Source organism: Fodinicola feengrottensis (assembly GCF_039530045.1).
Lineage (GTDB): Bacteria > Actinomycetota > Actinomycetes > Mycobacteriales > HKI-0501 > Fodinicola > Fodinicola feengrottensis.
The window spans coordinates 556764-579319 of sequence record NZ_BAAANY010000008.1 but is presented as its reverse complement, the minus strand read 5'-3'; the positions used below and the strand labels follow the sequence as shown (position 1 = coordinate 579319).

Below are 22556 nucleotides of genomic sequence, written 5' to 3'. Positions count from 1 at the left end.
AACGAGCCCATCCGGGCAACCCCATCGGCCTGACGTTTAATACTTTGGACAATTGTATAGCAACAGTTCCTCAGATACAGCCCAGCACGGTACGAGCGAGCTGGCTGGCCTGGCCGCGGATCTCCGGGATCGCGGTGGTCTCCCACAGGTTTCCGCGCCGCAGTGAGCCGATGGTCCACAGCGGAACCCGCCGGTGCCGGTCCGCGCCGACCAGCCGGCCGTCGTCGGTGGTGTCCAACCCCAGCAGCTGCGGCCCACAGCGGGCCAGCCCAGTGGCCAACAGGTGCCGGATCAGCCGGTCGTCCACCTTGTTCAGGTCATATTCCGGGCCAGCGCAGTTGACCACCGCTGCGACTTCGAGTTTTCGGCCGTTGGACAACCAAACCCGGACCCGGCCGCGCTCCGGGCGGGCTTGCACGATCTCGGCGGCATTGACCTCCAACTCCCCGCTGTCGACAGCGCCAGCCAAAGCCGCGGACGTGGGCGGCGGGATCCGGTGCCGGTGCGACTCCCACACCCGCTGATAGCGGACCAGGAAGTCGGCCCGGTCCCGGTCCGACAACCGCTGCCAAAGTTTCGTTGTCAGCGGCCGCAAACCATCCATCGCCGGCCGCCAGTCGCCGGTCGCGCGGACGGACCGTACGACGTGCCGGAGCACCACCTGCCGGACGTCACGCAACGAGGAGGCACCCACTGGCAAAGGCATTTCCAGCGGGCTGACCAGTGGCATCACATGCGGGTGCGGCAGCAGGCCGCTGCGGGAAACCGCGTAGACGGTACGGCCCGGCCGGCAGCTGGCCAGCGCCACATCGCACATCGTCAGGCCGGTGCCGACCAACAACAGGTCGGCGTGGCTCGGCACCGAGTCCAGCGCGTCCACATCCCACGGATCATTGATCAAATGCGCCGAACCGGCCAGCTCGGCCGGCACCCATTCCCGGCTGGGACCAAAACCGCCGAGCGCCAGCACCACCCCGCCGGCGCGTACCGTCCGGCCATCGGCGAGATGGACCGCGACCCCGTCCTGGAGATCGGAAATCCCGATCGCCCGGGCCCGCAGGAACCGCACCGAACCGGTCTTGGAGTAGCGGCGGGCCGCGGCGGACAGGTGTTCGCCAAGGTACGAACCGAAAAGCCAACGCGGCAAGAAATCGGTGGCCGCCACCGGACGACCGCGATCGGACATCCAGTCCATGAATCCAGTCGCGTTCTCCGGATCGGCGCCCATTTTCCCAGCCGGTACGTTCAACAAATGCGCATCGCACATAGTCGAATAGGCCGGCCCGCGTCCGACGTCGGCGCCGGAATTGATCAGGGCGACACTGATGCGGCGCCCGCTCGCCGCGCTTTCGGCCAACAGTCGCGCGGTCGCGAGCGTACCGGCCGCACCGGCGCCAATCACCGCCACCGTGAAAAGCCCGGCGTCGCTCTCCGGATTGTTGCTGTCAACCAAGCTGCTCAACTCATATCGCCGGTGCCGCAGGACCGCAGCATCATAAACGGTCGACGTTCCCGGCTCCGGGTTGCCCACGAAATCCGCACCACATTGGACCTATTGATCGCCGGAGCGCTCTCGTAGGGTCCGAGTCATGGGCACAGATGGGATTGTTGAGGGCTACCTCCGCCGGCTCGGCGTCGAGCACCCCGGCCAGCCGACCCTGGAAGCGCTGCACGCGCTTCAGACCGCGCATGTGGAGCGCGTCGCGTACGAAGTGATAGACATCCACCTCGGCCGCTTCGCCCGGCTGGACGCGCGCCGCTCGGCCGAGCAGATCTGTCGGCACCACCGGGGCGGCTACTGCTACCAGTTGAACGGCGCGTTTTCGCTGCTGCTGAGTCAGTTGGGCTACGACGTACAGTGGCACCGCGGCGGTGTCCAGACGCGCGGCGAACTTTCCGCGCCGGGCGTCGCCATCGCCAACCACCTGGCGCTGACCGTCCACGGGTTGCCAACCCCGCAGTGCCCGTCCGGCGTCTGGTTCGTCGACGCCGGCCTCGGTGACGGCATCCACGAGCCGCTGCCGCTGCATGAGGGCACGTACGAGCAGGGGCCGATGACGTTCGGGCTGCGCCGCTCCGAGGTCGAGCCGGGCGGCTGGCGCTTCGACCACGACCCGCGCGGCAGCTTCGTCGGGTTCGATATGCGAATGGCACCGGCGACCGTGGCGGACTTCCAGGAGCGGCACGAATACCTGTCAACATCACCAAAATCGAGCTTTGTCCGTACTTTCTGCGTCCAACGCCGGGACGCCGGCGGTGTCGACACCCTTACCGGCTGCGTGCTGCGCCGAGTCGACGCCCATCCCGATGAACCGCGCACCCTCGACCAGCGCACCGACTGGTTCGGTGTCCTGGCTGACGTCTTCCGATTGCCACTCCTGGACCTCAGCCCCGCCGATCGCGATGCCCTGTGGCGCGACGTCCATACCGCTCACGAATCCTGGCTCGCCACCGCCTGACGGATCACCGTTCCCCGCGCCAGTGTTTTCGGGAAAACCCACGACAATTGTTTGGGGAACGGCGGAAAAATAGCCGGAATTTGGTAACGGATGCGACACCGGGGAGTCTCGGCGAGGTCACGATCCGGCCGCAGAAAAGTGACGACTCTTTCCCACCAGTGGTCCAACCCGCATTCTCAATGTGCCGCGGCGGGTCAGAGTCCTCACCGAAAGGCGGAGCACGCATGCCCACAAGATCCATGCCCTACCACAAAACTTGGCGACGAGGCCTGATCGCGACGGCTGCCGCACTCACCCTTGCGGTGAGCGCGTGTGGCACGCCGGAGCCGAGCACCGGGTCAGGTACACCAGAGGGCAAACGGGGTGGAACGCTAAACCTGCTCGCCCAGTCCGACTTGGAGCACCTGGACCCGGCCCGCAACTATGTGAGCTCGCAACTCCAACTCGAAGTCCTGTACGCGCCGACACTTACTTCGTACGTGAACAAACCGGGCGCTGCCGGCAGCGTGATCGGAGCCGATGCGGCGACCGACACCGGCACCCACAATGCCGACGCCACGGTGTGGAACTTCACCATTCGCAAGAATCTCAAATGGGAGGACGGCAGAACGGTCACCTGCGAGGACTTCCGCTACGGCATCAACCGGTCGTTCTCGCCGATCATCACCAACGGCCCGCAGTACCAGAAGCAATATCTCAAGGGCGGCGAGACGTACCAGGGCGTCTACGACGACCCGAAGGGCATTTCGTCGGTGACCTGCAAGGGCGATGTGCTGACCTTCCAGCTGGTACGGTCGGTGGCAGACTTCAATTACACCGTTTCGCTGGGCATCTTCGCGGCTGTACGCGCCGACAAGGACACCAAGACGAAATACGACCTGCAGCCGTTCTCGTACGGGCCATACAAAATCCAGAAGCACGTCCGCGATCAGAGTTTGGTGCTGGTACGGAACACTTACTGGGACCAGAGCCTGGACACCATTCGGCGAAACCTGCCGGACGTGTTGAATTTCGAGTTCGGCCAGGATCCCGGTGTCATCAACGACCGGCTGATCGCCGACCGCGGCGCCGACCAGCAGGCCATCCCGTACGCGAACACCCAGGTCACCGCTGCGCAGGCGCCGCAGGTTTTCAACACCCCAGCGGTCAAGAAGCGGGTCGTCACCGGTTATTCGGGCTATGTCTGGTATGTGGCGATCAACACCCGCAAGATCGGTGATCTGGACTGCCGCAAGGCTTTCCAATATGCGATGGACAAACAGACCTACCTGACCGCCATCGGCGGGCCGCAGTTCGGTGACTTCGCGACCACCGCGACCGCGCCGACGCTGCGCTCGTACAAGAAAATCGACCCGTGGGGCCTCGCGAACAAACCTCAGGGTGATCCGGCGATGGCCAGAACCTTTCTCGGACAGGCCAAAACCTGCCCCCGTACGGTCAAGCTGGACTATTCGCAGAGCCCGACCGGCGACAAGATCGCCGCCTCCATCAAGGATTCGCTGGCGCGGATCGGTGTCACGGTGACTCCGGTCCCGATCAACCGCAAGGCGTTCTACACCACAACCGGAAAATCCGACTCCGAGGACGAACTCGTCTACACCTCGTGGGGCGCCGACTGGCCGAGCGGCTCGGCCGTCATCGCACCGCTGTTCGACGGCAGGCAGATCACCAAGGAGGGCAACCAGGTCTACACGCTGATGAACGACCCGAAGATCAACCAGGCCATCGACGCGGCCGGTGCGGTCGCCGATTCCGACAAGGCGCAGCCGCTGTGGGCGGCGATCGACGAGCAGGTCCAGTTGACCAGCGCGACGATCCCACTGCGCTATGACAAGTCGGTCTATGTGGTCGGCTCGAAGGTGACCGGGGCGTATCTCAATCCCAACTTCGGCGACGTGAGCCTGCTCAATGTCGGCGTAGCACAGTAGAAGTCACCCCCCAAGATCGCCAGGGTGCGGCAGATTCCCCTGCCGCACCCTGGTTCTTATCCATTCGCACCGCCGGCCGTCCCGTCGTATCCTGCGGGCATGTTGCGCGTAACCCAGCCGGTCAAGACCGACCGCCTCCTGCTGCGGCCCTTCCAGCTCGACGACCTTGATGCCTTGCATGACATCGAAAGCCGCCCGGAGGTGGCTCTCTACGAATACTGGGGGCCGCGTACCCGCGAGGAATCCGCTGAAGCGCTCAGCAGGAAAGCCGCCCAGAACGGCACCGCGGCCGAGGGTGAGTGGTTGGGCCTGGTGATCTGCCTGGCCGACACCGGCGAGCTGATCGGGGACGTCTCGCTGAAATGGGCCAGCGAGAAATGGCGTCAGGGCGAGCTCGGCTATGTGCTGAGCCCGGACCACCAGGGCCGCGGTTATGCCACCGAGGCCGCGAAAGCCGTGCTCCGGCTCGGATTCCACGAATTTGCGCTGCGCCGGATCCAGGCCGGCGCCGATGCTCGGAACACCGCGTCGATCAAGGTGATGGAGCGCCTCGGCATGCGACGGGAAGCGCATTTCCGCGGCTGCGCCTTCGTCAAGGACGAGTGGTGCGATGAAGTCATCTATGCCCTGTTGGACACCGAATTTCGCCCGTAGCCGGCTATCTACCCGCGCATTCTCCGGTGCCGACCGGCGTGGTCAAATCTCGCGCGGCGGCGACCGCCGGTGCCGCTTCCATGGCGGACAGGGCGAAACCGGTGTCGCGATCGCGTGGCGAGGCAGCGAAAACCACGCCGTACACCTTTCCGGCGGGCGTCAGCAACGGCCCACCGGAGTTGCCCGGATGCACGTTCGTACGCAACGGATAAATATCGCGCATCACCGATTTCCGGTGGTAGATATCGGGTTCGCTGACCGTTTGATGGTCTCGAATCCGAGCCGGGGTCGCCGTGTACGAATGGTTGCCTGGATATCCGAGCACGATCGCGTCCGCGTTGTCCGTCGCCAGGCCGGCGAAAACCAACGGTGGCGCGGTCAGGCCAGGCGCGTACAGCACCGCGAGGTCGTGTTCCGGGTCGATATAGACAACCTGCGCGTCCACCCGGCCACCATCGGCCGCTATAACGTGCAAATCATCGGTGACACCAGCGACCACATGTGCGTTGGTCAACACGTGCTCCGGTGAGATCACGAATCCACTGCCCATGAACTCCAGTTGGCAGCTCGGCGCCTGACCGTCGATTTTCAGCACCGACGGCCGAACGGCCGAAACCACCGGCGCCGACGCCAGCGCTGGGTCCGGCGCGGCCACCGCCCGCAACCGAATCGCGGCGAGCGGCGAGAAGAACCCGGGAACATCGCCGGAGTCGATGCTGTCCGCGAAAGACGAATAGACCTTGCGTACCGGTGGCGGCATTATCCGGCTCACCACCGGAATAATCGCCGATCGGTTAACCTGCGACGCGAGGCCCGGCAGCGGCGCGCGGGCCAGCGGGACCGCGACCATCCAGCCGACCAGCAGCACCGCCACCACGGACAGTGCGCCGCCACCAATGCTGTCCATCACCCGGATCCGCTGGCCGTTAAGGCGTTCCCGTACGGCCGACCCGATGATCACCGCGAGCGCCTGGCCGGCGCTTGCCACCACGAACACCGCGGCGAGCGCCACCACCAGCCGCCACACCACGTCAGTGACCAGCTCGGCCAGCAGCGGCGCCAATTGCAACCCCAGCAGCGCACCGCCGATGAAGCCGACGAAAGACAGCAGGCCGACCACAAAACCCTGCCGATATCCGTTGAGCCCGAACAGCACCATGACAGCGAGCAGCACAACGTCCACCATGCTGCCGCTCACCGATCGTCCCTCCCCGAGTCATCGCTACCGGCGGTGCACAACGGCCGAAGCCGCGCACCTGCGGGCGCTCAGACCGCGATCGTACCGACCGTGGGGGTGTTGGCAACAAACCCGGCTCACCCTGCGAGACGGTCCGGGTACGATCGGGCAGGTGGAGCTGCGCCATTTTCGCTATTTCCTGATCGTCGCCGAGGAACTGCACTTCGGTCGAGCGGCCGCCCGGCTGCACGTCTCCACTCCGACATTGAGCCAGCAAATCCGTGCCGTGGAGCGGGAAATCGGTACGCCGCTGCTGGTTCGCGGTGCACGTGAGGTGACGCTGACCGCGGCCGGCAAGGTCCTGTTGGTGGAGGCACGCAAAACCGTCCAGGCAGCCGAGGACGCCATTCGCGCTACCCGTACGGCCGCCGGAATCGTGGATCCGGTGCTGCGGTTGGGATTGCTGAACGGCTCACCGGACTGGCTGGTGTCCCGGTTGGTCGACCGTGCGGTGGCCGGCGCGCCGGGCAGTCAAGTGATTCTGGTCAGCGGCACGACGGCGGAACAGGTACGTTTGCTCGGCCGCGGCGAGGTGGACCTCGCGGTGGTGCGACTGCCCGTCGGCCTGCCGGCAGGCTGCGAGCAAGTGGAGCTGTACGACGAGGAAATCGGCATTTTGATGTCGTACGAACATCCGCTCGCCGCCCAACAGGTGTTGGCGCCCGCCGATGTGGCCGGCGTCGAAGTCATCATGTATCCACGCGAGCTTGGCCCGGGCGCGTACGACGCAGTACTGGAGCGCCTGCGGTCCCTCGGCGCGGCGGTGATTGTCAGCGACAGCAAGGTAAACGCGGCTCAATGGCAGCGTGTCCTGCCGCTGCGACCAAAAGCCGTCGTGCTGAGTTCGGCCCGGGCCGCCGCCGAGCCGGAGGTGGTATGGCGCCCGCTCGCCGGCCGGCCACTGTCCATTGTGTACGCCGGAGCTTGGCGGCCCGGTAGCCGCAATCCGGTCCTGCGGGCGCTCGTCCAGCAGTTGCGGCGAAAGCCATTAGCCCAGCCCTAACGGCCGTGAGGCACTACGACATGAACAACGGCGGTCATGGGTGATTGGCTCGGGATGTCCTGGAGAACAAGGAGAAACATCCCATGGAACACCCACAGGTCGTGGTCATCGGCGGCAGTTCGGGCATCGGGCTGGGCATCGCTGGCAGGCTGCTCGCTGACGGCGCGAACGTGACCATCGCCGCCCGGTCGGCGGACCGCCTCGCCGCCGCCGAGCGAGAACTGGGCGCCGGCGAGCGCCTGCGCACCATCGTCACCGACGTTTCCCAAGAAGGACAGGTCGAGCGGCTCTTCGCCAGCACCGGCCCGGTGGACCACATCGTCTGTACGGCCGTCGACGCCGTCGGCGCGTACCAACCGATTCGGCGCTTGGACCTCACCAGCATCCAGAAACTGGTAAATGCCAAGCTCTACGGCGCCTTGCTGATCGCCAAACACGGCACCGCCCGCGGCTCGATCACGTACACCTCCGGGATCGCCGCCTATCGGCCGGCGGCCGGCGGATCCGTGGTAGCGGCGGTAAACGGCGCGCTCGGCTCGCTCGCCGCCGCGCTCGCGATCGAGCTGGCCCCGGTCCGGGTGAACGCGATTTCGCCTGGCTGGGTGGACACTCCGGTCTGGGACGCCATCGCCGGCGACGCCAAGGCCGAGCGGCTGGCGGCGATGGCGGCCCGGCTGCCGGCCGGCCGGATCGGCTCCCCCGCGGACATTGCCGAGGCGGTCCTCGCGCTGGTCCACAATGGATTCATCACCGGCACGGTGTTACATGTGGACGGTGGGCATCGGCTGGTCTGAAACAAACTCTCGCCCGGCCGTCAAGGGAAGCGACGGCCGGGCGGGTGCTCAGAGTAAGGCCTGACTGCCCATGGAGGCTACTACCCAAACAGCCCAGCGTGTCTCAACTTATCGCCGATGCAGACATTTCACTCCGGCTCGGCGGACCGGGTAGGGTTAGTCGACTTCGCTGGAGGGACAATGGATCTGGGCCTCGCCGGCAAGGCCGCCTTCGTCACCGGCGGCAGCCGCGGGATCGGCCTCGCCATCGCCCGCGGACTGGTCGCCGAGGGTGTCTCGGTGGCGGTGTGCGGCCGAGACCCGGAGAGTTTGCGCAAGTCCGGCGAATTGTTCGGCATCACCGCGGACGTGACAGATCCTGAACAGTTGGCATCGGCCGTACGAGCCGCCGCTGACCACTTTGGACGGTTGGACCTGCTGGTTGCCAACGCCGGCGGGTCCACCGGCGGCGGGCTGCTCGAATCGTCGTACGAGGACTGGGAACACACCTACCGCCTCAATGTTCTGCACGCTGCCCATGCGGTCCGCTGCGCTACCCCGCACCTGGAGAAGGCCGGCGGCTCGGTGCTGATCGTCTCGTCGGTGACCGGCTGGAAACCCGGCCCTTCCTCGTCGTACGCGTCAGCCAAGGCCGCCGAGATCCATCTCGCCGCGACCCTCGGCCAGGAACTCGGCCGGCGCGGCATCCGGGTGAACGCGCTCAGCCCCGGCTCGACGCTGTTTCCGGGCGGTGGCTGGGAAGATTTCGGGCGCCAGCAGCCCGAGCGGATGGCCGCCTTCGCGGACGGCGAGTTCCCGACCGGGCATCTGGTGGAGGTCCAGCAGGTCGCGGACACGGCCTGTTTCCTGTTGTCGCCGCGAGCCGCCGGTATCAATGGCGCGAACATCTGTGTCGACGGCGGCCAAGGCCGCCCGACCGCCGGCCGTTTCTGGTAGTCAGGCAGGGCAAACTCGCACCTGGGCACCACTGAACAAGAGGTCTGGCTGCGGAGTCGTCGGTGTGTCGGCTGGAATAATCCGCGCCTGGGGCGCATGGTGGTGCAGCTCCTCAAGAAACGTCTGCACCGCGATCCGGGCGATCCACTGACCCGGGCAGACATGCTCGCCCTGTCCGAAGGTGAGCGGCTGCGCGCCCCTGCGATCGGGCTGAAAGTCGTTCGGGTCGGCGAAAATCCGCGGGTCCCGGTTGGCCGCCTCGATCATCGTCAGGATCGGCCCACGCGGCAGCTTCGTCCCGCTCTTCAGCGTCACCGATTCGCGGGCACCGGCCTTCCAGCCCACCAAACCCGGATACATTCGCAGGCCCTCACGGCCGATAACCCGCGCTCTGGCCGGATCCCCGAGCTGGTTCCACTGCGTCCGAACCGGATCGGACAACAAGCCATGGACTGTCTTCTCGATCGTACCGCTGACCGTGAAAACCCCGGCCGCCAACGAATTCGCGAGCGCGGCGACCACATATCGCGGCGGAATATCCCTGGCCAGCAGATGACTGGCGAAATCATCAGCCGGCTCACGCATGCGTCGCCGGACAATCCGGTCGCTGACCGTGAAAAGGTTGCCGAGCCCGCTGACTGCCCGCGCCTGCTCCCGGAGGTTCGCGTACGTCCGGCCCAGCAGCCCGGACTGCGCGCGGCTCCAGACCTGCACCAACTCCGCACTCTCAGGCGGCAGCCCGGCCCACTGCGTCATCACCTGGGCGGAGAATTTCGGTGCCACCATCCCAGAAATGTCAATTTCTGCGGCCACGCTGCCGCTGTCAAGCGCCTCGGCGAAGTGCCGCTTCATGTCCGCCTGCGCGGCAGCCGAGTCCGGTACCCGGAAATACCCCTCCGGGCCAGCCATCGCACCCCAAATCCGGCCATGCAGCTCCGGATCGGTGTTGTTCGCGGTCGCCGGCGCCGGCGGCGGGACGAGGTGGCGTACAAACGGTGGGATGGCGAATGGATTCCGCGCGATATTGCCGTAACCGTGCAGCGGATCGAGCGAGTTCTTCTTTGTCAACCCGGAAGTTCTGGCCTCCAGCACCTCCTTCACGTCCTCGTAGCGCCATACGAACGTCAACCCGCTGCGGGAGTGGTAGTAGGTGGATTCCGCCAGCTCATGCAGCCGCTCGTAGCATCTGCTCAGCTCACCGGCCGGCACAGTGTTCGGCGTGGCCTCGGCAAAGGGAAACGGCTCACTCACGGGCTCTCCAGCGTGGGGCGATCACAGATCCCCCAAACTACTGCCTCCACGCCAGCCAAGACCAGTCCCATCGCCGATCGGCCACACCTTCAACGCAACTCGTCCAGGGAATTGGCAGCCCAGACCAGACGACATGCCTCTCGCCGATCGAGCGCGCTCAGCCGAGCGGCAATCAACACAATCCCAGGATCGGCCCCAAAATGCTCCTCCAGCATGGTGACTATCATCTCGGCACGTCCCTCAGCACGTCCCTCAGCACGTACCTTGGCCACTCCCTTCGCCACTCCCTCCGCGTATACATGACGATAGATCTTTCCCTCGCTAAGGGGCCACATCTTCACCGCAGGTCGTCCAGAGATTCGGCTGCCCAGACCAGACGATATGCCTCTCGCCGATCGAGAGCGCTCAGCCGAGCAGCAATCAACACAATCCCAGGATCGCCCCCAAAACGCTCCTCCAGCATGGCGACTATCATCTCGGCGCGTTCCTCGGCACGTCCCTTGTCCTCTCCCTCCGCGTATACATGGCGATAGATCTTGCCCTCGGTCATCGGATACAGCATCGCGCTCTCCTTCCAAGCGACCTCTACCTCTTCAAAGGTGAGATATATTTCCGCCAACGTGGCGGCCATCTCGACGAGAGTTTTCCGCCGTCCCTCGTCATAGTCGAAGTCCCAAATGGCCTTCAAAACCCTGGTGAGCAGAGCCAGCCTTCCGGCGGGCTCAGCGCAGGCAAGCACCGCAAAAGGAGCGGTCGCAGGCCGGGCAAGCAAGGAATCCGGGTCCTGCTCGCGCAGCTTGTGAACCCGATAGCGCACCCGAGCGCCACCCAGCTCCCATTCCTCAGGTGGGTTCCCGTCAGCCAGGACCACTACGAACTGCTCGATGTGGTAACCGCGATGCCGTTCCTGCAATCTACCGAGGTAGCAGAACATCCGGCGGCCAAGGTCAGCAGTCGGTCGACGCTCGAACTCCACGTGCGTCAACTGACGCTTTCCGGTGTGCATTAGGTAGTCCACTCGCAGCGGGTTCGCGGCGAGATCCTCGCTGGCAACTCGCGCCAAGGACGGCACAGTCGCTCCCAACCACCGACACAGCTCTGCCCGCTCATCCGCGCTAAGAAGCTTGGTGGCGTTGTCGTACCGAGATCCGTGGCCTTTCACGTCGTCGAACTTTGGTTTTCCGGTGGTTTCCATGGTCTTCATGGCAAAATCATCTCCTTTCTACTCGCTATGGCCGGCCAATGACAAAATGCGAACGCTGATCGCTCGTCCGATGAACCGGGGTTCTCTCAGGGATGGGAAGGCGGAGAAGCTCTTCCAAGTCGCCGGCAGATTCGATAGCGGCCACCGCGTCGGCCGGAGCCAGCCGGCCGAGGTGGCGCGCTGCCCGCTCAGTTGTCGGGTCATCGGGGAACCGGGACCGCAGCATCGCCTCGAAAATGGTCTCCGCGGCCTCCACGCCACCATCGAATGCGCCGTCGTCGTACATCTGTTCCAGCAAGGTGGGACGGGACGTACGCGCGTCCTTCTCCGTACCCAGGAAATCGTCGAATTTCTCGAACCGCACGAATATCTGCGCGATCCACCGGGTCTCGTCGTCGCGGAAGCGCAGCGCGACACGGCGTGCATACGACTCGATGTCTGGCCTCGCATGAAATCGCGCCCGCACCAGTTCGGTCAGCAGTTCGACTATCCCGTGGGTTCTCCCCTCGGCGAGACCTTCCAGTCGGCCGAGGGCGCGGCCACGGCTGAAAGCCTCATACATTGGGTCTGGACTCTCCCTCACGACCGACATTCCGTCTCCCCTCCCTTGACTAAGGCGATCCCCATTGAGGCACCAGCGTATCCCAATGACGTCTGCCGAACTGCCGGCAGTATCCAAAGTTTCCTGGACTTTCCTGGGAAACTCGGGCATCTATTAAGACCTACTGCTCCTCGGCCAACACCTCGCGCGGCCAGGCCGCCAGACCAGCGACAAATCCAGCCTGATCACGCGGAGAGAGCCTGTCCAAGGCACGCCACAAGGCCGCTGAGCGGAGTGCGACGAAGGCCTGGAACGGTCGGCAATATTCCGGCGCCAAGGAAACCAGGACACGCCGGCGGTTGGCCGGATCCGCGTGTCGTTCGGTCACCCCGGCGCGACTGAGGTCAGAGACCAGCTCGCTCGTGGTCGACGGCGTGCCGCCGAGCCGCTTCGCGAGGTCACCGACACTGAGCGGCTCGATCCGCGTTTTCCAGCGGCGGTCGTCGCGACACAGCCACGGATCGACCGACGGCCCACGGTCGGCCTTGTCCTTCGAAACATTCCGGCCAGATTTGGCAATGACCAGACTTTCCCAGATACAGACCGGCTACATTTTCTCCATTTACATCGTGGGTACGTTTATTCACGAGTCGAAATATGGCGAATAGTCGGTTGGGAAGATCTTGCGCGCTTTGCGTTGCCTGGGTAGCTTTGCTCCCGACCGAGTGATGACGGTCACCTCGGAATTCCGGTCCGCGTCTCCCCTTTCATTTCGGTGGCCACCGCAGGGACTGCAGCCCTTGCGGGTGAGCTCCGCTGACGATGGGAAGTGTTGCGTCATGTCCACTCTCAAAGAAAAATTCGTCAAGGTCGCTGCCGTACTCGCCTTCGCGACCGCGGCCGTCGCGACCGCACCAGCGATGGCCAGCGCGCATACCACGATCGCCGCCTCGGTCATCGCCCCGAACTCCGCTGCCGACGGCACGCCGTCCGGAGCCGTGCAGTGGTATCAGAACCACATCGGCTCCACCGGCTGGGAAGGCTATTGCGAGATGGCGGCCGAAAACTCGTACGGCACCACCGGCGTGTGGGCGTCCGCCAACGCACATTGGTTCGGCGCTCCCGAACATCCCGGCGACTACAGCCCGCCGCTGGGCGCCTTTGTCTACTGGAATGTCGGCTCGTACGGGCACGTCGGCATCTCCGACGGAGCCGGCGGCTTCTACGCGAGCAGCGTGAACGGTGCCATCGGTCATATCACCAAATCCGGTGGCGGCTACGACTACTGGCGCAATGTCGCCGGCTGGAACGCGACCTACCGCGGCTGGACCCCGGGCGCCGTTCCCCACCAGTAGCCAACCCCAAAATCGGGGGACCCGGCCACCACCGGGTCCCCCGACTACTCTGACAAACAAAGTGACTCCAGCCCGATCAGTGCGGCGTCTGGCCGTATTGCCACGCTGCGGGTCTATCACCAGCCTATTTGGCTCGGAGTCCGTCGAAGGCGACCGCGCACAGGTTCTCCGCCAAATGCTCAGCGGTCAGACCGCCGCGCGGGCGATACCACTCGATCAGTGAGTTCACCAGGCCGAAAAGCAACCGCGCGGTGACGGACGGATCGATATCGGGGCGTACGTCCCCTTCCGCGGCGGCCTGCTTCACGAGGTCCGTGACGAGATGATCGAATTCCCGCCGGCGCGCCAGCGCGGCCCGCTCGACCTTCGTGTTTCCTCGTACGCGCAGTAGAAGTGTGACGAAGGGAAGCTGGTCAACCAGCACGGCCACGCTGGCGCGGACCAGTCGTTCGAGTCTCTCAATGGACGGGCCGTTGGAGCCCTCGATATCGGCGGCGGCCGCGAAGAGGCCATCCAGGGCACGGTCAAGCGCGAGCCGCAGCAGCTCCTCTTTACTGGAGACGTGATGATAGATCGCCGATTTGGTGATGCCCAGTTTGCGGGACAAGTCCTCCATGCTGGTGCCGTCATAGCCGCGCTCGTTGAAAACCCGCACGGCTACCCGCAGCAACGACTCCTGGTCGTAGCCGGGCCTTCCGCGTCGCACCGGGATGGTCGTCATGTCAGTCGACTTTACGGCGGTCGACAATGCGCTTCAGCTTGCCGACCGACCGCTCCAGCGTGTCCGGGTCGACGACCGCCACATCGACCGTCACGCCGATCCGGTCCTTGATCTGCCGGACCAGATTTTCGCTGGCTTCGCCCCGAAGGTCGGTGGACGCCTCCGGCCGCGCCTCCACTCGTACGGTCAGGTGGTCCATTCGGGCCTGGCGGCTCAAAACCAACTGGAAATGCGGCGCCAGACCAGCCATCGGAAGCACCAACTCCTCGATCTGGGTGGGAAACAGGTTCACCCCACGCAGGATGATCATGTCGTCCGTACGGCCAGTTATCCGCTCCATACGGCGAAACGAGGGTCGGGCAGTGCCAGGCAGCAGTCGGGTGAGGTCACGCGTACGATAGCGGATCACTGGCATCGCCTGTTTGGTCAGCGAGGTAAAGACCAACTCGCCCTCTTCGGCGATCTCGGCGGTCACCGGATCGATCACCTCGGGGTAGAAGTGGTCCTCCCAAATGTGCGGACCGTCCTTGGTTTCCACGCATTCCTGCGCGACGCCAGGGCCGACCACTTCGGACAGTCCGTAGATATCGGTGGCATCGATGCCGACCCGTTCCTCGATCTCTCTGCGCATCTCGTCGGTCCACGGCTCCGCACCGAAAATCCCCAGCCGCAGCGAGGTTTTCCGCGGATCCAGGCCGGCTCTGACAAACTCGTCGATCATGGTCAACATGTACGTGGGCGTCAGCATGATGATGTCCGGCTGGAAGTCGGTGATCAGCTGCACCTGCCGGGCGGTCATGCCACCGGACATCGGGATCACCGTGCAGCCCAGCTTTTCGGCTCCGTAGTGAGCACCCAGGCCACCGGTGAACAGCCCATACCCATACGCCACGTGGACCCGGTCGCCGGGTCGACCGCCGGCCGCCCGGATCGAGCGGGCCATCACAGTCGCCCACATGTCGATGTCCTGCGCGGTATAGCCAACCACGGTTGGCCGGCCAGTGGTGCCGCTGGACGCGTGCACCCGACTGACTTGTTCCATCGGCACCGCGAACATGCCGAACGGGTAGTTGTCTCGCAGGTCTTGCTTGCTGGTGAAGGGAAAACGCGCGAGGTCAGTGAGATCGCGACAGTCGTCCGGATGGACCCCGGCGGCGTCGAATTTGGCTTTGTACGCTGGCACGTTCTCGTACGCGTGCCGGAGCGTCCACTGTAGACGTTGGAGCTGCACAGCGCGCAACTCGTCGACCGACATCAGCTCAGCGTCATCCCAGGCTTTTGGGTCCGACGGGCTCATTTCACTTCTCCCTCACGCCGGATCGTCCGACTGCGACCACGAAACTCCGCGATAACATCCCCGTCGACACGGACCACGGTGACGTCATAGACGCCACTTCGGCCGTACGTCACCCTTTCCTGCGCGGTCGCGGTGAGCACATCGCCTTCCCGGGCCGGTGCGACGAAAGTGATGTCGGCGCCGGCCGCGACGGCGACCGGCCCGTACGAGTTGCAGGCGCAGGCGAAAGCTGTGTCCGCCAAGGTGAACACGAAGCCGCCGTGCGCGATCCCGTGACCGTTGACCATCGCGCTGGTGATCGTCATCCGGGCCGCGGCCCGGCCGGCGGTGACCTCCACCAGCTCGATGCCCAGGCCTGCCGATGCGCGGTCGTCGGCCAGCATCCGTCGAACGGCGTCGTTCCCGGTTCCCTCCAGCACTCGCCCAGGGTAGCATCAACTGAACGAACGGACGGTCAGTAATTCAGACACGATCGAGGCATGGGAGGCGGGTCGGATGGCGCCGCTGCGCAGCTATGTGGCCGGAAACTGGTACGAACCCACCGAGTCGGGCAGCCCGCTGCACGATGCGGTCACCGGGGAAGAAGTCGCCCGGATCACCTCGGCCGGGATCGACATGGCTGGCGCACTGGACTACGGTCGGCGGGTCGGCGGGCCGGCGCTACGCGAGCTCACGTTCCACCAGCGGGCCGCGCTGCTGAAGGCGCTCGGGTCGCACCTGCGCGAGCACCGCGAGGAGCTTTACGCACTGTCCGCGAAAACCGGCGCCACCGCCTTCGACTCGAAGTTCGATATCGACGGCGGCATCGGCGTTTTGCTTTCGTACGCCAGCAAGGGCCGCCGTGAGTTGCCGAATGACACCGTCTACGTCGACGGCGACGTCGAGCCGCTGAGCAAGGGCGGCACCTTCCTGGGCCAACACATCAGCACTTCGCTACGCGGAGTTTCGGTGCAGGTCAACGCATTCAACTTCCCGGTCTGGGGGCCGCTGGAGAAGTTCGCGCCAGCATTCCTGGCCGGCGTGCCCAGCCTGGTCAAACCTGCCAGCCTGACGGCATATCTGACAGCTCGGATGATCGAGTTGGTGATCACCTCCGGGTTGCTGCCGGAAGGGTCCGTGCAGCTCGTTTCCGGCGGCGTGGGCGACCTCTTCGACCATCTGACCGAACAGGACGTGGTCGGCTTCACCGGCTCGGCGTCGACCGCCGCGCGGTTGCGGTCACATCCCTCGGTGATCCGCAACGCGGTCCGGTTCAACGCCGAGGCCGACTCACTGAACATGTCCATCCTTGGCCCGGACGCGACCCCGGGCACCGCCGAGTTCGACTTGTTCGTCAAGCAGCTCGTCACCGAGATGACCGTCAAGGCAGGGCAGAAATGCACCGCGATCCGCCGGGCGTTCGTGCCGGCCGCGATCGTCGACGACGTGGTCGCCGCGACTTCTGAGCGGCTGGCCAAGATCGTCATCGGCAACCCAGCGAGCAAAGACGTGCGGATGGGCCCGCTCGCCGGCCTGGAGCAACGCGAAGAGGTCCGGCGGTCGCTGAAATCGCTGCTGGAGGCCGGAAAGCTGGTCTTCGGCGATCCGGAGCGGACGGACGTGGTAGACGCCGACTTCGAGCGTGGCGCTTTCCTGTCGCCGCTGCTGGTGCGTTGCGATGACCCGAATGCGGCCGCCCCGCACGAGGTCGAGGCCTTCGGCCCGGTGAGTACGGTGCTGCCGTACGAAAACGTCGAGCAGGTCATCGATCTTGCCGCCCGGGGCAAGGGAAGCCTCGCCGGCTCGATCGTCACCGCCGATTCGGACTTCGCCCGCCAAGTGGTGCTGGGTGCGGCTCCATGGCACGGTCGCCTGCTGGTGCTGGACTCCACCGACGCGGCCGAATCAACCGGTCACGGCTCGCCGATGCCAGCGCTGGTGCACGGCGGACCGGGCCGGGCCGGTGGCGGCGAGGAAATGGGTGGCATCCGCGGAGTCATGCACTACCTGCAGCGCACCGCGGTCCAAGGAAGTCCCGCCCTGCTGGCAAAAATCACCGGACGCTGGGTGGCTGGCAGCGACCGGTCCATCACCGACGTGCATCCCTTCCGCAAGAGCCTCGCACAGTTGCGGGTCGGGGACGCGGTGGTGGCTGGCCCTCGTACGATCACGCTGGCCGACATCGATCATTTCGCCGAATTCACCGGCGACACTTTCTATGCGCACACCGACGAACAAGCCGCCAAGGCCAACCCGTTGTTTGGCGGGATCGTCGCGCACGGCTATCTGATCGTCTCCATCGCCGCCGGACTTTTCGTCTCGCCCGAACCAGGGCCGGTGTTGGCCAACTACGGTCTGGAAAACCTGCGGTTCCTGACGCCGGTCTATCCCGGCGACGAGCTGACTGTGACGCTGACCGCCAAGCAGATCACGCCGCGGGAAAACGCTGACTACGGCGAGGTTCGCTGGGACGCGGACGTGACCAAGCAGGATGGCTCGTCGGTCGCCAAATACGACGTGCTGACTTTGGTGGCCAAGTCATGACTTCCGCGCTGCAGGAGTATTTCGACGCGACCATCGCGAACGAACAGCGGATCGAGCCGCGCGACTGGGTGCCGGACGGCTATCGCAAGACGATGGTCCGCCAGATCGCCCAGCACGCGCACTCCGAGATCATCGGCATGCAGCCGGAGGGAAACTGGATCACCCGGGCGCCTTCGTTGCGGCGCAAGGCGATCCTGCTGGCCAAGGTGCAGGACGAGGCCGGTCACGGCCTCTACTTGTACGCAGCGGCCGAGACGCTCGGCGCGGATCGTACCGAGCTGACCGAAAACCTGATCGCCGGACGGCAGAAATACTCCTCGATCTTCAACTACCCCACGCTGACGTATGCCGATGTCGGAGTGATTGGTTGGCTGGTCGACGGCGCCGCCATCTGCAACCAGGTGCCGCTGTGCCGCAGCTCGTACGGGCCGTACGCGCGGGCCATGATCCGGATCTGCAAAGAGGAGTCTTTCCACCAACGGCAGGGATACGAGCTGCTGATGACGATGATGCGCGGCACCCAAGCGCAGCGGGATATGGTTCAGGAGGCCACTAACCGCTGGTGGTGGCCGGCGCTGATGATGTTCGGGCCACCGGACGCGGATTCCACCAACACCGCGCAGTCCATGGCCTGGAAGATCAAGCGGCACACCAATGACGAGCTGCGGCAGCGGTTCGTGGACATGTCGGTGCCACAGGCGCGGGCCCTTGGCGTCAGCCTGCCGGATCCCCAGCTGCGCTGGAATCCCGAGCGCGAGCATCACGATTTCGGGGATATCGACTGGGTCGAGTTCAAGCGGGTGGTGAGCGGCCACGGGCCGTGCAATGCCGAGCGGGTCGCGATTCGCAAGGCAGCGCATGAAGAGGGCGCCTGGGTCCGCGAGGCGGCCAGCGCGTACGCGGAAAAACACGCTCGTGAGGAAGTGATGACGTGAAGAACGAGTGGCCACTGTGGGAGGTTTTCGTCCGCGGCAAGCGTGGCCTGAACCACGTCCATGTCGGATCGCTGCGCGCTTCGGACGGCGAGATGGCCGTCCGGCACGCCCGCGACCTCTACACCCGGCGCAACGAAGGCGTCAGCATCTGGGTGGTGCCGGCCGCCGCGATCGTCGCCTCCAGCCCAGATGAGAAAGACCCGTTTTTCGCCCCCTCGGCCGACAAGGTCTACCGGCACCCGACTTTCTACGACATCCCCGACAACGTTCCTCACATGTGAGCAGACCAATGGGCTTTGACAACGCGTACGAAGCGATCATCGAGGAGAACGACGAGGCTCGTTGGGCGTACGGCACCGGCTTCACCGACCCGCTCGCCGGGCTGGACACCACCGTGCCGTCCGATGTGGACGGCGGTGACCTCGCGGCGTACTGCCTGATGCTCGGCGACGACGCCCTGATCGCCTCACACCGGCTGCAGGAGTGGTGCACTCACGGCCCGGAGTTGGAGGACGAGGTCGCGCTCGCCAACATCGGGCTCGACCTGCTCGGTCAGGCCAGGTTGTTGTTGACACGCGCCGGAAAAGCCGATGGCACCGATCGCGACGAGGACGCTTTCGCGTACTTCCGGGCCGAAGGCGGCTTCCGCAACACCCGCCTGGTCGAGGCGCCCAACGGTGACTTCGCCTTCTCCATGGCCCGGCTGCTGGTCTTTTCCGCCCACCGCCTGGCACTGCTGGACCGGCTCACGGATTCCCGCGACCCGGTGCTGGCCGCGGTCGCCGCCAAGGGCGTCAAAGAGGTGACCTACCACCGTGACTACGCGGCCGGCTGGGTCGTGCGGCTCGGCGACGGCACTTCCCTTTCCCATCAACGCATGCAGGACGGCCTGGCCGCGCTCTGGCCGCTGGTCGACGAACTTTTCCAGCCGCACCCGGTGGAACACCGGCTCGCCTGCGCTGGTGTCGGTGTCGATCCCAGCACGCTGCGTGCTGAGTTCGATGCCGTTCTCGCGCAGATCCTCGACAAAGCGACGTTGAACCGTCCGACCGTGGACCCGGCGCAAGCCGGTGGCCGCGACGGGCAACACAGCGAGGCACTGGGCACGCTGCTGACCGAAATGCAGAGTGTCGCCCGCGCACATCCGGAGGCGACCTGGTGAAGACCCTCACAGATCCCCGCGCAGTAGCCGAAAAAGTCACCGATCCCGAGCTGCCCATGCTGACGCTCGCCGATCTCGGTGTGCTCCGCGACGTACGAACGGCATCTGATGGCACGATTGTCGTCTCCATTACCCCGACTTATTCCGGCTGTCCGGCTATGGACGCGATGCGCGACGACCTGGTGTTCGCCCTGCACACAGAAGGCTTTACGGAGGTCGACGTGCGGGTCGTGCTGCGGCCGACCTGGAGCAGCGACTGGATCAGCGACGAAGGGCGCCGCAAGCTCTCCGCCGCCGGCATTTCTCCTCCTGGCAAGGCTAATCGGCGGGCAGCCGGCCCGATCCCACTCACTCTCGGCCCGACCGCTCGCATGGTCCGGTGCCCTCTGTGCGGGTCGCCGGACACCGAGCTGATGTCCGCTTTCGGGGCCACCGCTTGTCGGTCGCTGCACCGATGCCGGACCTGCGCCGAGCCTTTCGAGCACGTCAAGGAGATCTGACCGATGACCACAGTGGACAGCCGCCGGCCGGTGTTTCACCGCCTGACGGTGGCGGCCGTGCAAACTGTCTGCGACGATGCGGTGGCGGTGACCTTCGAGGTCCCCGCCGACCTCGCCGGCGCGTACGAGTTCCGGCCCGGTCAGTCACTAACCCTGCGCCGGAAAGTCGAAGGCCGAGAAGAGCGCCGCTCGTACTCGATTTGCTCGCCGGCCGGCAGCGCGCCACGGATCGGCGTTCGCGAAGTGCCCAACGGCCTGTTCTCTCGCTGGCTGGTCCGGGACGTGCGGCCGGGCGACGAGGTGGAAGTGCTGCCGCCGACCGGAAACTTCACCCCCGACCTCGGTGTGGCCGGCCATCACGTGCTGATCGCGGCCGGTTCGGGAATCACCCCCATCCTGTCCATAGCAACGTCGTTGTTGTCTACTGTGGACACTCGGGTGACATTGCTCTACGGCAACCGCCGGACCGACACGGTAATGTTCGCCGACGACCTCGCCGACCTGAAGGACACTCATCCCACCCGGCTGGAGCTCGCGCACGTCCTTTCCCGCGAGCCAAGGGAAGCTGAATTGTTCTCCGGCCGGTTGGACGCTGAGAAGCTGCGTACGCTGCTGCCCCTTTTGTTGGACGTCACGGACGTAGACCATTGGTGGATGTGTGGCCCGTACGCGATGGTGACCGAGGCGCGGGACGTGCTCGCCGAGCTGGGCGTGACCGACGAACGCATTCACCAGGAGCTGTTTTTCGTCGAAGAGGCCCCGCCTGAGCCCGCGCGCCATCACGATCCCACGGTCGAAGGACCTGTCAGCGAGGTCACCGTATTGCTGGACGGGCGGTCGACTGTGGTGCCAGTGGCCCGAGACACACGCCTTCTCGACGGGGCGCAGCGGGTACGACCCGATCTGCCGTTTGCCTGCAAGGGCGGCGTTTGCGGCACCTGTCGAGCCCGGGTGGTCACCGGCGAGGTGGATCTGCGCCGGAACTTCGCGCTTGACCAGTCCGAGCTGGACGCTGGATTCGTGCTGACATGCCAGTCATACCCGGTGTCGGATACGCTCACGGTGGACTACGACGCCTGAGGGGATGCACGGTGACATCAAAGGAAGCGCCTGAGCTCGAGAAGATTCCCCGCAAGGCGTACGAAACCGAGCTTCTACGGCTGCAGATGGAGCTGGTACGCCTGCAGGAATGGGTGCGAACCGAGAATGCCCGGGTGGTCATTCTTTTCGAGGGCCGGGACGCCGCCGGAAAGGGCGGCGCCATCAAGAGGATCACCGAATATCTCAACCCGCGGGTCGCCCGGATCGCCGCGTTGCCGGCGCCCACCGAGCGCCAGCGCGGCCAGTGGTATTTCCAGCGATATGTGGAACATCTGCCGGCCGCCGGCGAAATCGTGCTCTTTGACCGTAGTTGGTATAACCGCGCCGGTGTCGAACACGTCATGGGCTTTTGTACGCCCAGAGAGCACCAGCGGTTCCTACACCAAGCCCCGATTTTCGAGCGAATGCTGGTCGATGACGGGGTGTTGCTGCGCAAATACTGGTTCTCGGTGAGCGAGCAGGAGCAGGAGCGCAGGCTGCGGTCGCGGCTGGACGATCCGATGCGACAGTGGAAACTCTCGCCGATGGACCTCGAATCGGTGTCGAAGTGGGAAGCGTATTCCCGCGCGAAGGACGAGATGTTCGTCCAGACCGACGTGCCGGAGTCGCCGTGGTTCGTGGTGGACAGCGAGGACAAGCGCCGCGCACGGCTCAACATCATCTCGCATCTGCTGTCCACCATTTCGTACACCGACGTTCCGCACCCAAAACTCAAGCTGCCACCGCGACCACCCTCGACGGGCTACCAGCGCCCGCCGCAGGATCTGCAGACGTACGTGCCGGATCACGCCGCTTCGCTACTCAAGTGACCCTCGCGAACTCGACGTTTTCGTCGCCAGTATCGGCGTGTCGGCAACGAAAACGTCGAGTTCGCGATGGGTTAGGCGAGCTTGGCGCCGGTCCAGGTGGGGGTGGTCGATCGCCAGGCTTCGCCGCTGGCGAATGGGTCGTGGTT

Annotated in this window: 23 protein-coding genes; 14 read left to right on the top strand and 9 right to left on the bottom strand. The window is 65.2% G+C overall.

Annotation, left to right across the window (positions count from 1 at the left end; translation table 11 throughout):
* Positions 1-70 precede the first annotated feature (70 nt).
* The gene (locus tag ABD301_RS12375) at positions 71-1462 is read right to left on the bottom strand and encodes an FAD/NAD(P)-binding protein (protein WP_344309954.1); all 1392 of its coding nucleotides are present in this window, start codon (positions 1460-1462) and stop codon (positions 71-73) included.
* A gap of 127 nt (positions 1463-1589) precedes the next feature.
* On the opposite strand from ABD301_RS12375, the gene ABD301_RS12370 reads away from it, so the two are divergent.
* The 3 genes from ABD301_RS12370 (at position 1590) to ABD301_RS12360 (ending at position 5041) form a co-directional block, all read left to right on the top strand.
* Complete coding sequence (locus tag ABD301_RS12370) at positions 1590-2459, top strand: arylamine N-acetyltransferase family protein (protein ID WP_344309952.1); 870 nt, start codon at positions 1590-1592, stop codon at positions 2457-2459.
* A 224-nt stretch (positions 2460-2683) separates the two neighbouring features.
* Positions 2684-4387 (top strand): ABC transporter substrate-binding protein, encoded by a 1704-nt coding sequence (locus tag ABD301_RS12365; RefSeq protein WP_344309950.1) that lies wholly within the window; start codon positions 2684-2686, stop codon positions 4385-4387.
* 99 nt (positions 4388-4486) lie between these two features.
* Entirely contained in the window at positions 4487-5041 is a 555-nt protein-coding gene (locus ABD301_RS12360; RefSeq protein ID WP_344309948.1) for a GNAT family N-acetyltransferase, read from the top strand.
* A gap of 4 nt (positions 5042-5045) precedes the next feature.
* Here ABD301_RS12360 and ABD301_RS12355 read toward each other — a convergent pair whose 3' ends face one another.
* Positions 5046-6239 (bottom strand): MarP family serine protease, encoded by a 1194-nt coding sequence (locus tag ABD301_RS12355; RefSeq protein ID WP_344309946.1) that lies wholly within the window; start codon positions 6237-6239, stop codon positions 5046-5048.
* A gap of 151 nt (positions 6240-6390) precedes the next feature.
* Here ABD301_RS12355 and ABD301_RS12350 point away from each other — a divergent pair, with 151 nt between their 5' ends.
* From ABD301_RS12350 to ABD301_RS12340, 3 genes are all read left to right on the top strand, one after another.
* On the top strand, positions 6391-7281 hold the full coding sequence (locus ABD301_RS12350; RefSeq protein WP_344309944.1) for a LysR family transcriptional regulator: 891 nt from the start codon (positions 6391-6393) through the stop codon (positions 7279-7281).
* 83 nt (positions 7282-7364) lie between these two features.
* Positions 7365-8075, top strand: coding sequence for an SDR family oxidoreductase (locus ABD301_RS12345; protein WP_344309942.1), 711 nt, complete (start codon positions 7365-7367; stop codon positions 8073-8075).
* Positions 8076-8255: 180 nt separating this feature from the next.
* Positions 8256-9011: an SDR family NAD(P)-dependent oxidoreductase gene (locus ABD301_RS12340; protein WP_344309940.1), complete on the top strand. Its 756-nt coding sequence runs from the start codon at positions 8256-8258 to the stop codon at positions 9009-9011.
* On the opposite strand, the gene ABD301_RS12335 is transcribed toward ABD301_RS12340, so the two are convergent.
* From ABD301_RS12335 to ABD301_RS42420, 4 genes are all read right to left on the bottom strand, one after another.
* Entirely contained in the window at positions 9012-10262 is a 1251-nt protein-coding gene (locus ABD301_RS12335; RefSeq protein WP_344309938.1) for a cytochrome P450, read from the bottom strand. It abuts the gene before it with no gap.
* Positions 10263-10599: 337 nt separating this feature from the next.
* The gene (locus tag ABD301_RS12330) at positions 10600-11457 is read right to left on the bottom strand and encodes an RpnC/YadD family protein (protein WP_344309936.1); all 858 of its coding nucleotides are present in this window, start codon (positions 11455-11457) and stop codon (positions 10600-10602) included.
* 34 nt (positions 11458-11491) lie between these two features.
* Positions 11492-12058, bottom strand: coding sequence for a hypothetical protein (locus ABD301_RS12325; protein WP_344309934.1), 567 nt, complete (start codon positions 12056-12058; stop codon positions 11492-11494).
* Positions 12059-12188: 130 nt separating this feature from the next.
* Positions 12189-12488 (bottom strand): MarR family winged helix-turn-helix transcriptional regulator, encoded by a 300-nt coding sequence (locus ABD301_RS42420; protein ID WP_425551932.1) that lies wholly within the window; start codon positions 12486-12488, stop codon positions 12189-12191.
* Between the two features lie 358 nt (positions 12489-12846).
* On the opposite strand from ABD301_RS42420, the gene ABD301_RS12320 reads away from it, so the two are divergent.
* Positions 12847-13362, top strand: a complete 516-nt coding sequence (locus tag ABD301_RS12320; protein WP_163571383.1) for a CHAP domain-containing protein — start codon at positions 12847-12849, stop codon at positions 13360-13362.
* Between the two features lie 124 nt (positions 13363-13486).
* Here ABD301_RS12320 and ABD301_RS12315 read toward each other — a convergent pair whose 3' ends face one another.
* The 3 genes from ABD301_RS12315 to paaI are packed head-to-tail and all read right to left on the bottom strand — an operon-like array spanning position 13487 to position 15763.
* Entirely contained in the window at positions 13487-14083 is a 597-nt protein-coding gene (locus tag ABD301_RS12315) for a TetR/AcrR family transcriptional regulator (protein ID WP_163571381.1), read from the bottom strand.
* A gap of 1 nt (position 14084) precedes the next feature.
* The gene (gene paaK, locus ABD301_RS12310) at positions 14085-15380 is read right to left on the bottom strand and encodes a phenylacetate--CoA ligase PaaK (protein WP_425551927.1); all 1296 of its coding nucleotides are present in this window, start codon (positions 15378-15380) and stop codon (positions 14085-14087) included.
* Complete coding sequence (paaI, locus tag ABD301_RS12305) at positions 15377-15763, bottom strand: hydroxyphenylacetyl-CoA thioesterase PaaI (protein ID WP_344310031.1); 387 nt, start codon at positions 15761-15763, stop codon at positions 15377-15379. Before paaI ends, paaK begins: the two co-directional genes overlap by 4 nt.
* A 112-nt stretch (positions 15764-15875) precedes the next feature.
* On the opposite strand from paaI, the gene paaZ reads away from it, so the two are divergent.
* From paaZ to ppk2, 7 genes are read left to right on the top strand one after another with little or no spacing between them, the layout of a single operon-like run.
* Entirely contained in the window at positions 15876-17903 is a 2028-nt protein-coding gene (gene paaZ, locus ABD301_RS12300) for a phenylacetic acid degradation bifunctional protein PaaZ (protein WP_344309931.1), read from the top strand.
* The gene (gene paaA, locus ABD301_RS12295; RefSeq protein ID WP_163571377.1) at positions 17900-18838 is read left to right on the top strand and encodes a 1,2-phenylacetyl-CoA epoxidase subunit PaaA; all 939 of its coding nucleotides are present in this window, start codon (positions 17900-17902) and stop codon (positions 18836-18838) included. Before paaZ ends, paaA begins: the two co-directional genes overlap by 4 nt.
* Complete coding sequence (paaB, locus tag ABD301_RS12290) at positions 18835-19119, top strand: 1,2-phenylacetyl-CoA epoxidase subunit PaaB (RefSeq protein ID WP_163571375.1); 285 nt, start codon at positions 18835-18837, stop codon at positions 19117-19119. Before paaA ends, paaB begins: the two co-directional genes overlap by 4 nt.
* 8 nt (positions 19120-19127) lie before the next feature.
* The gene (paaC, locus tag ABD301_RS12285; protein WP_344310029.1) at positions 19128-20000 is read left to right on the top strand and encodes a 1,2-phenylacetyl-CoA epoxidase subunit PaaC; all 873 of its coding nucleotides are present in this window, start codon (positions 19128-19130) and stop codon (positions 19998-20000) included.
* Entirely contained in the window at positions 19997-20500 is a 504-nt protein-coding gene (gene paaD, locus ABD301_RS12280; RefSeq protein WP_344309926.1) for a 1,2-phenylacetyl-CoA epoxidase subunit PaaD, read from the top strand. The genes paaC and paaD overlap by 4 nt, the downstream gene beginning before the upstream one ends.
* Before the next feature lie 3 nt (positions 20501-20503).
* On the top strand, positions 20504-21580 hold the full coding sequence (paaE, locus tag ABD301_RS12275; protein ID WP_344309924.1) for a 1,2-phenylacetyl-CoA epoxidase subunit PaaE: 1077 nt from the start codon (positions 20504-20506) through the stop codon (positions 21578-21580).
* A gap of 11 nt (positions 21581-21591) precedes the next feature.
* On the top strand, positions 21592-22410 hold the full coding sequence (gene ppk2 / locus ABD301_RS12270; RefSeq protein ID WP_344309922.1) for a polyphosphate kinase 2: 819 nt from the start codon (positions 21592-21594) through the stop codon (positions 22408-22410).
* Positions 22411-22556: the final 146 nt, after the last annotated feature.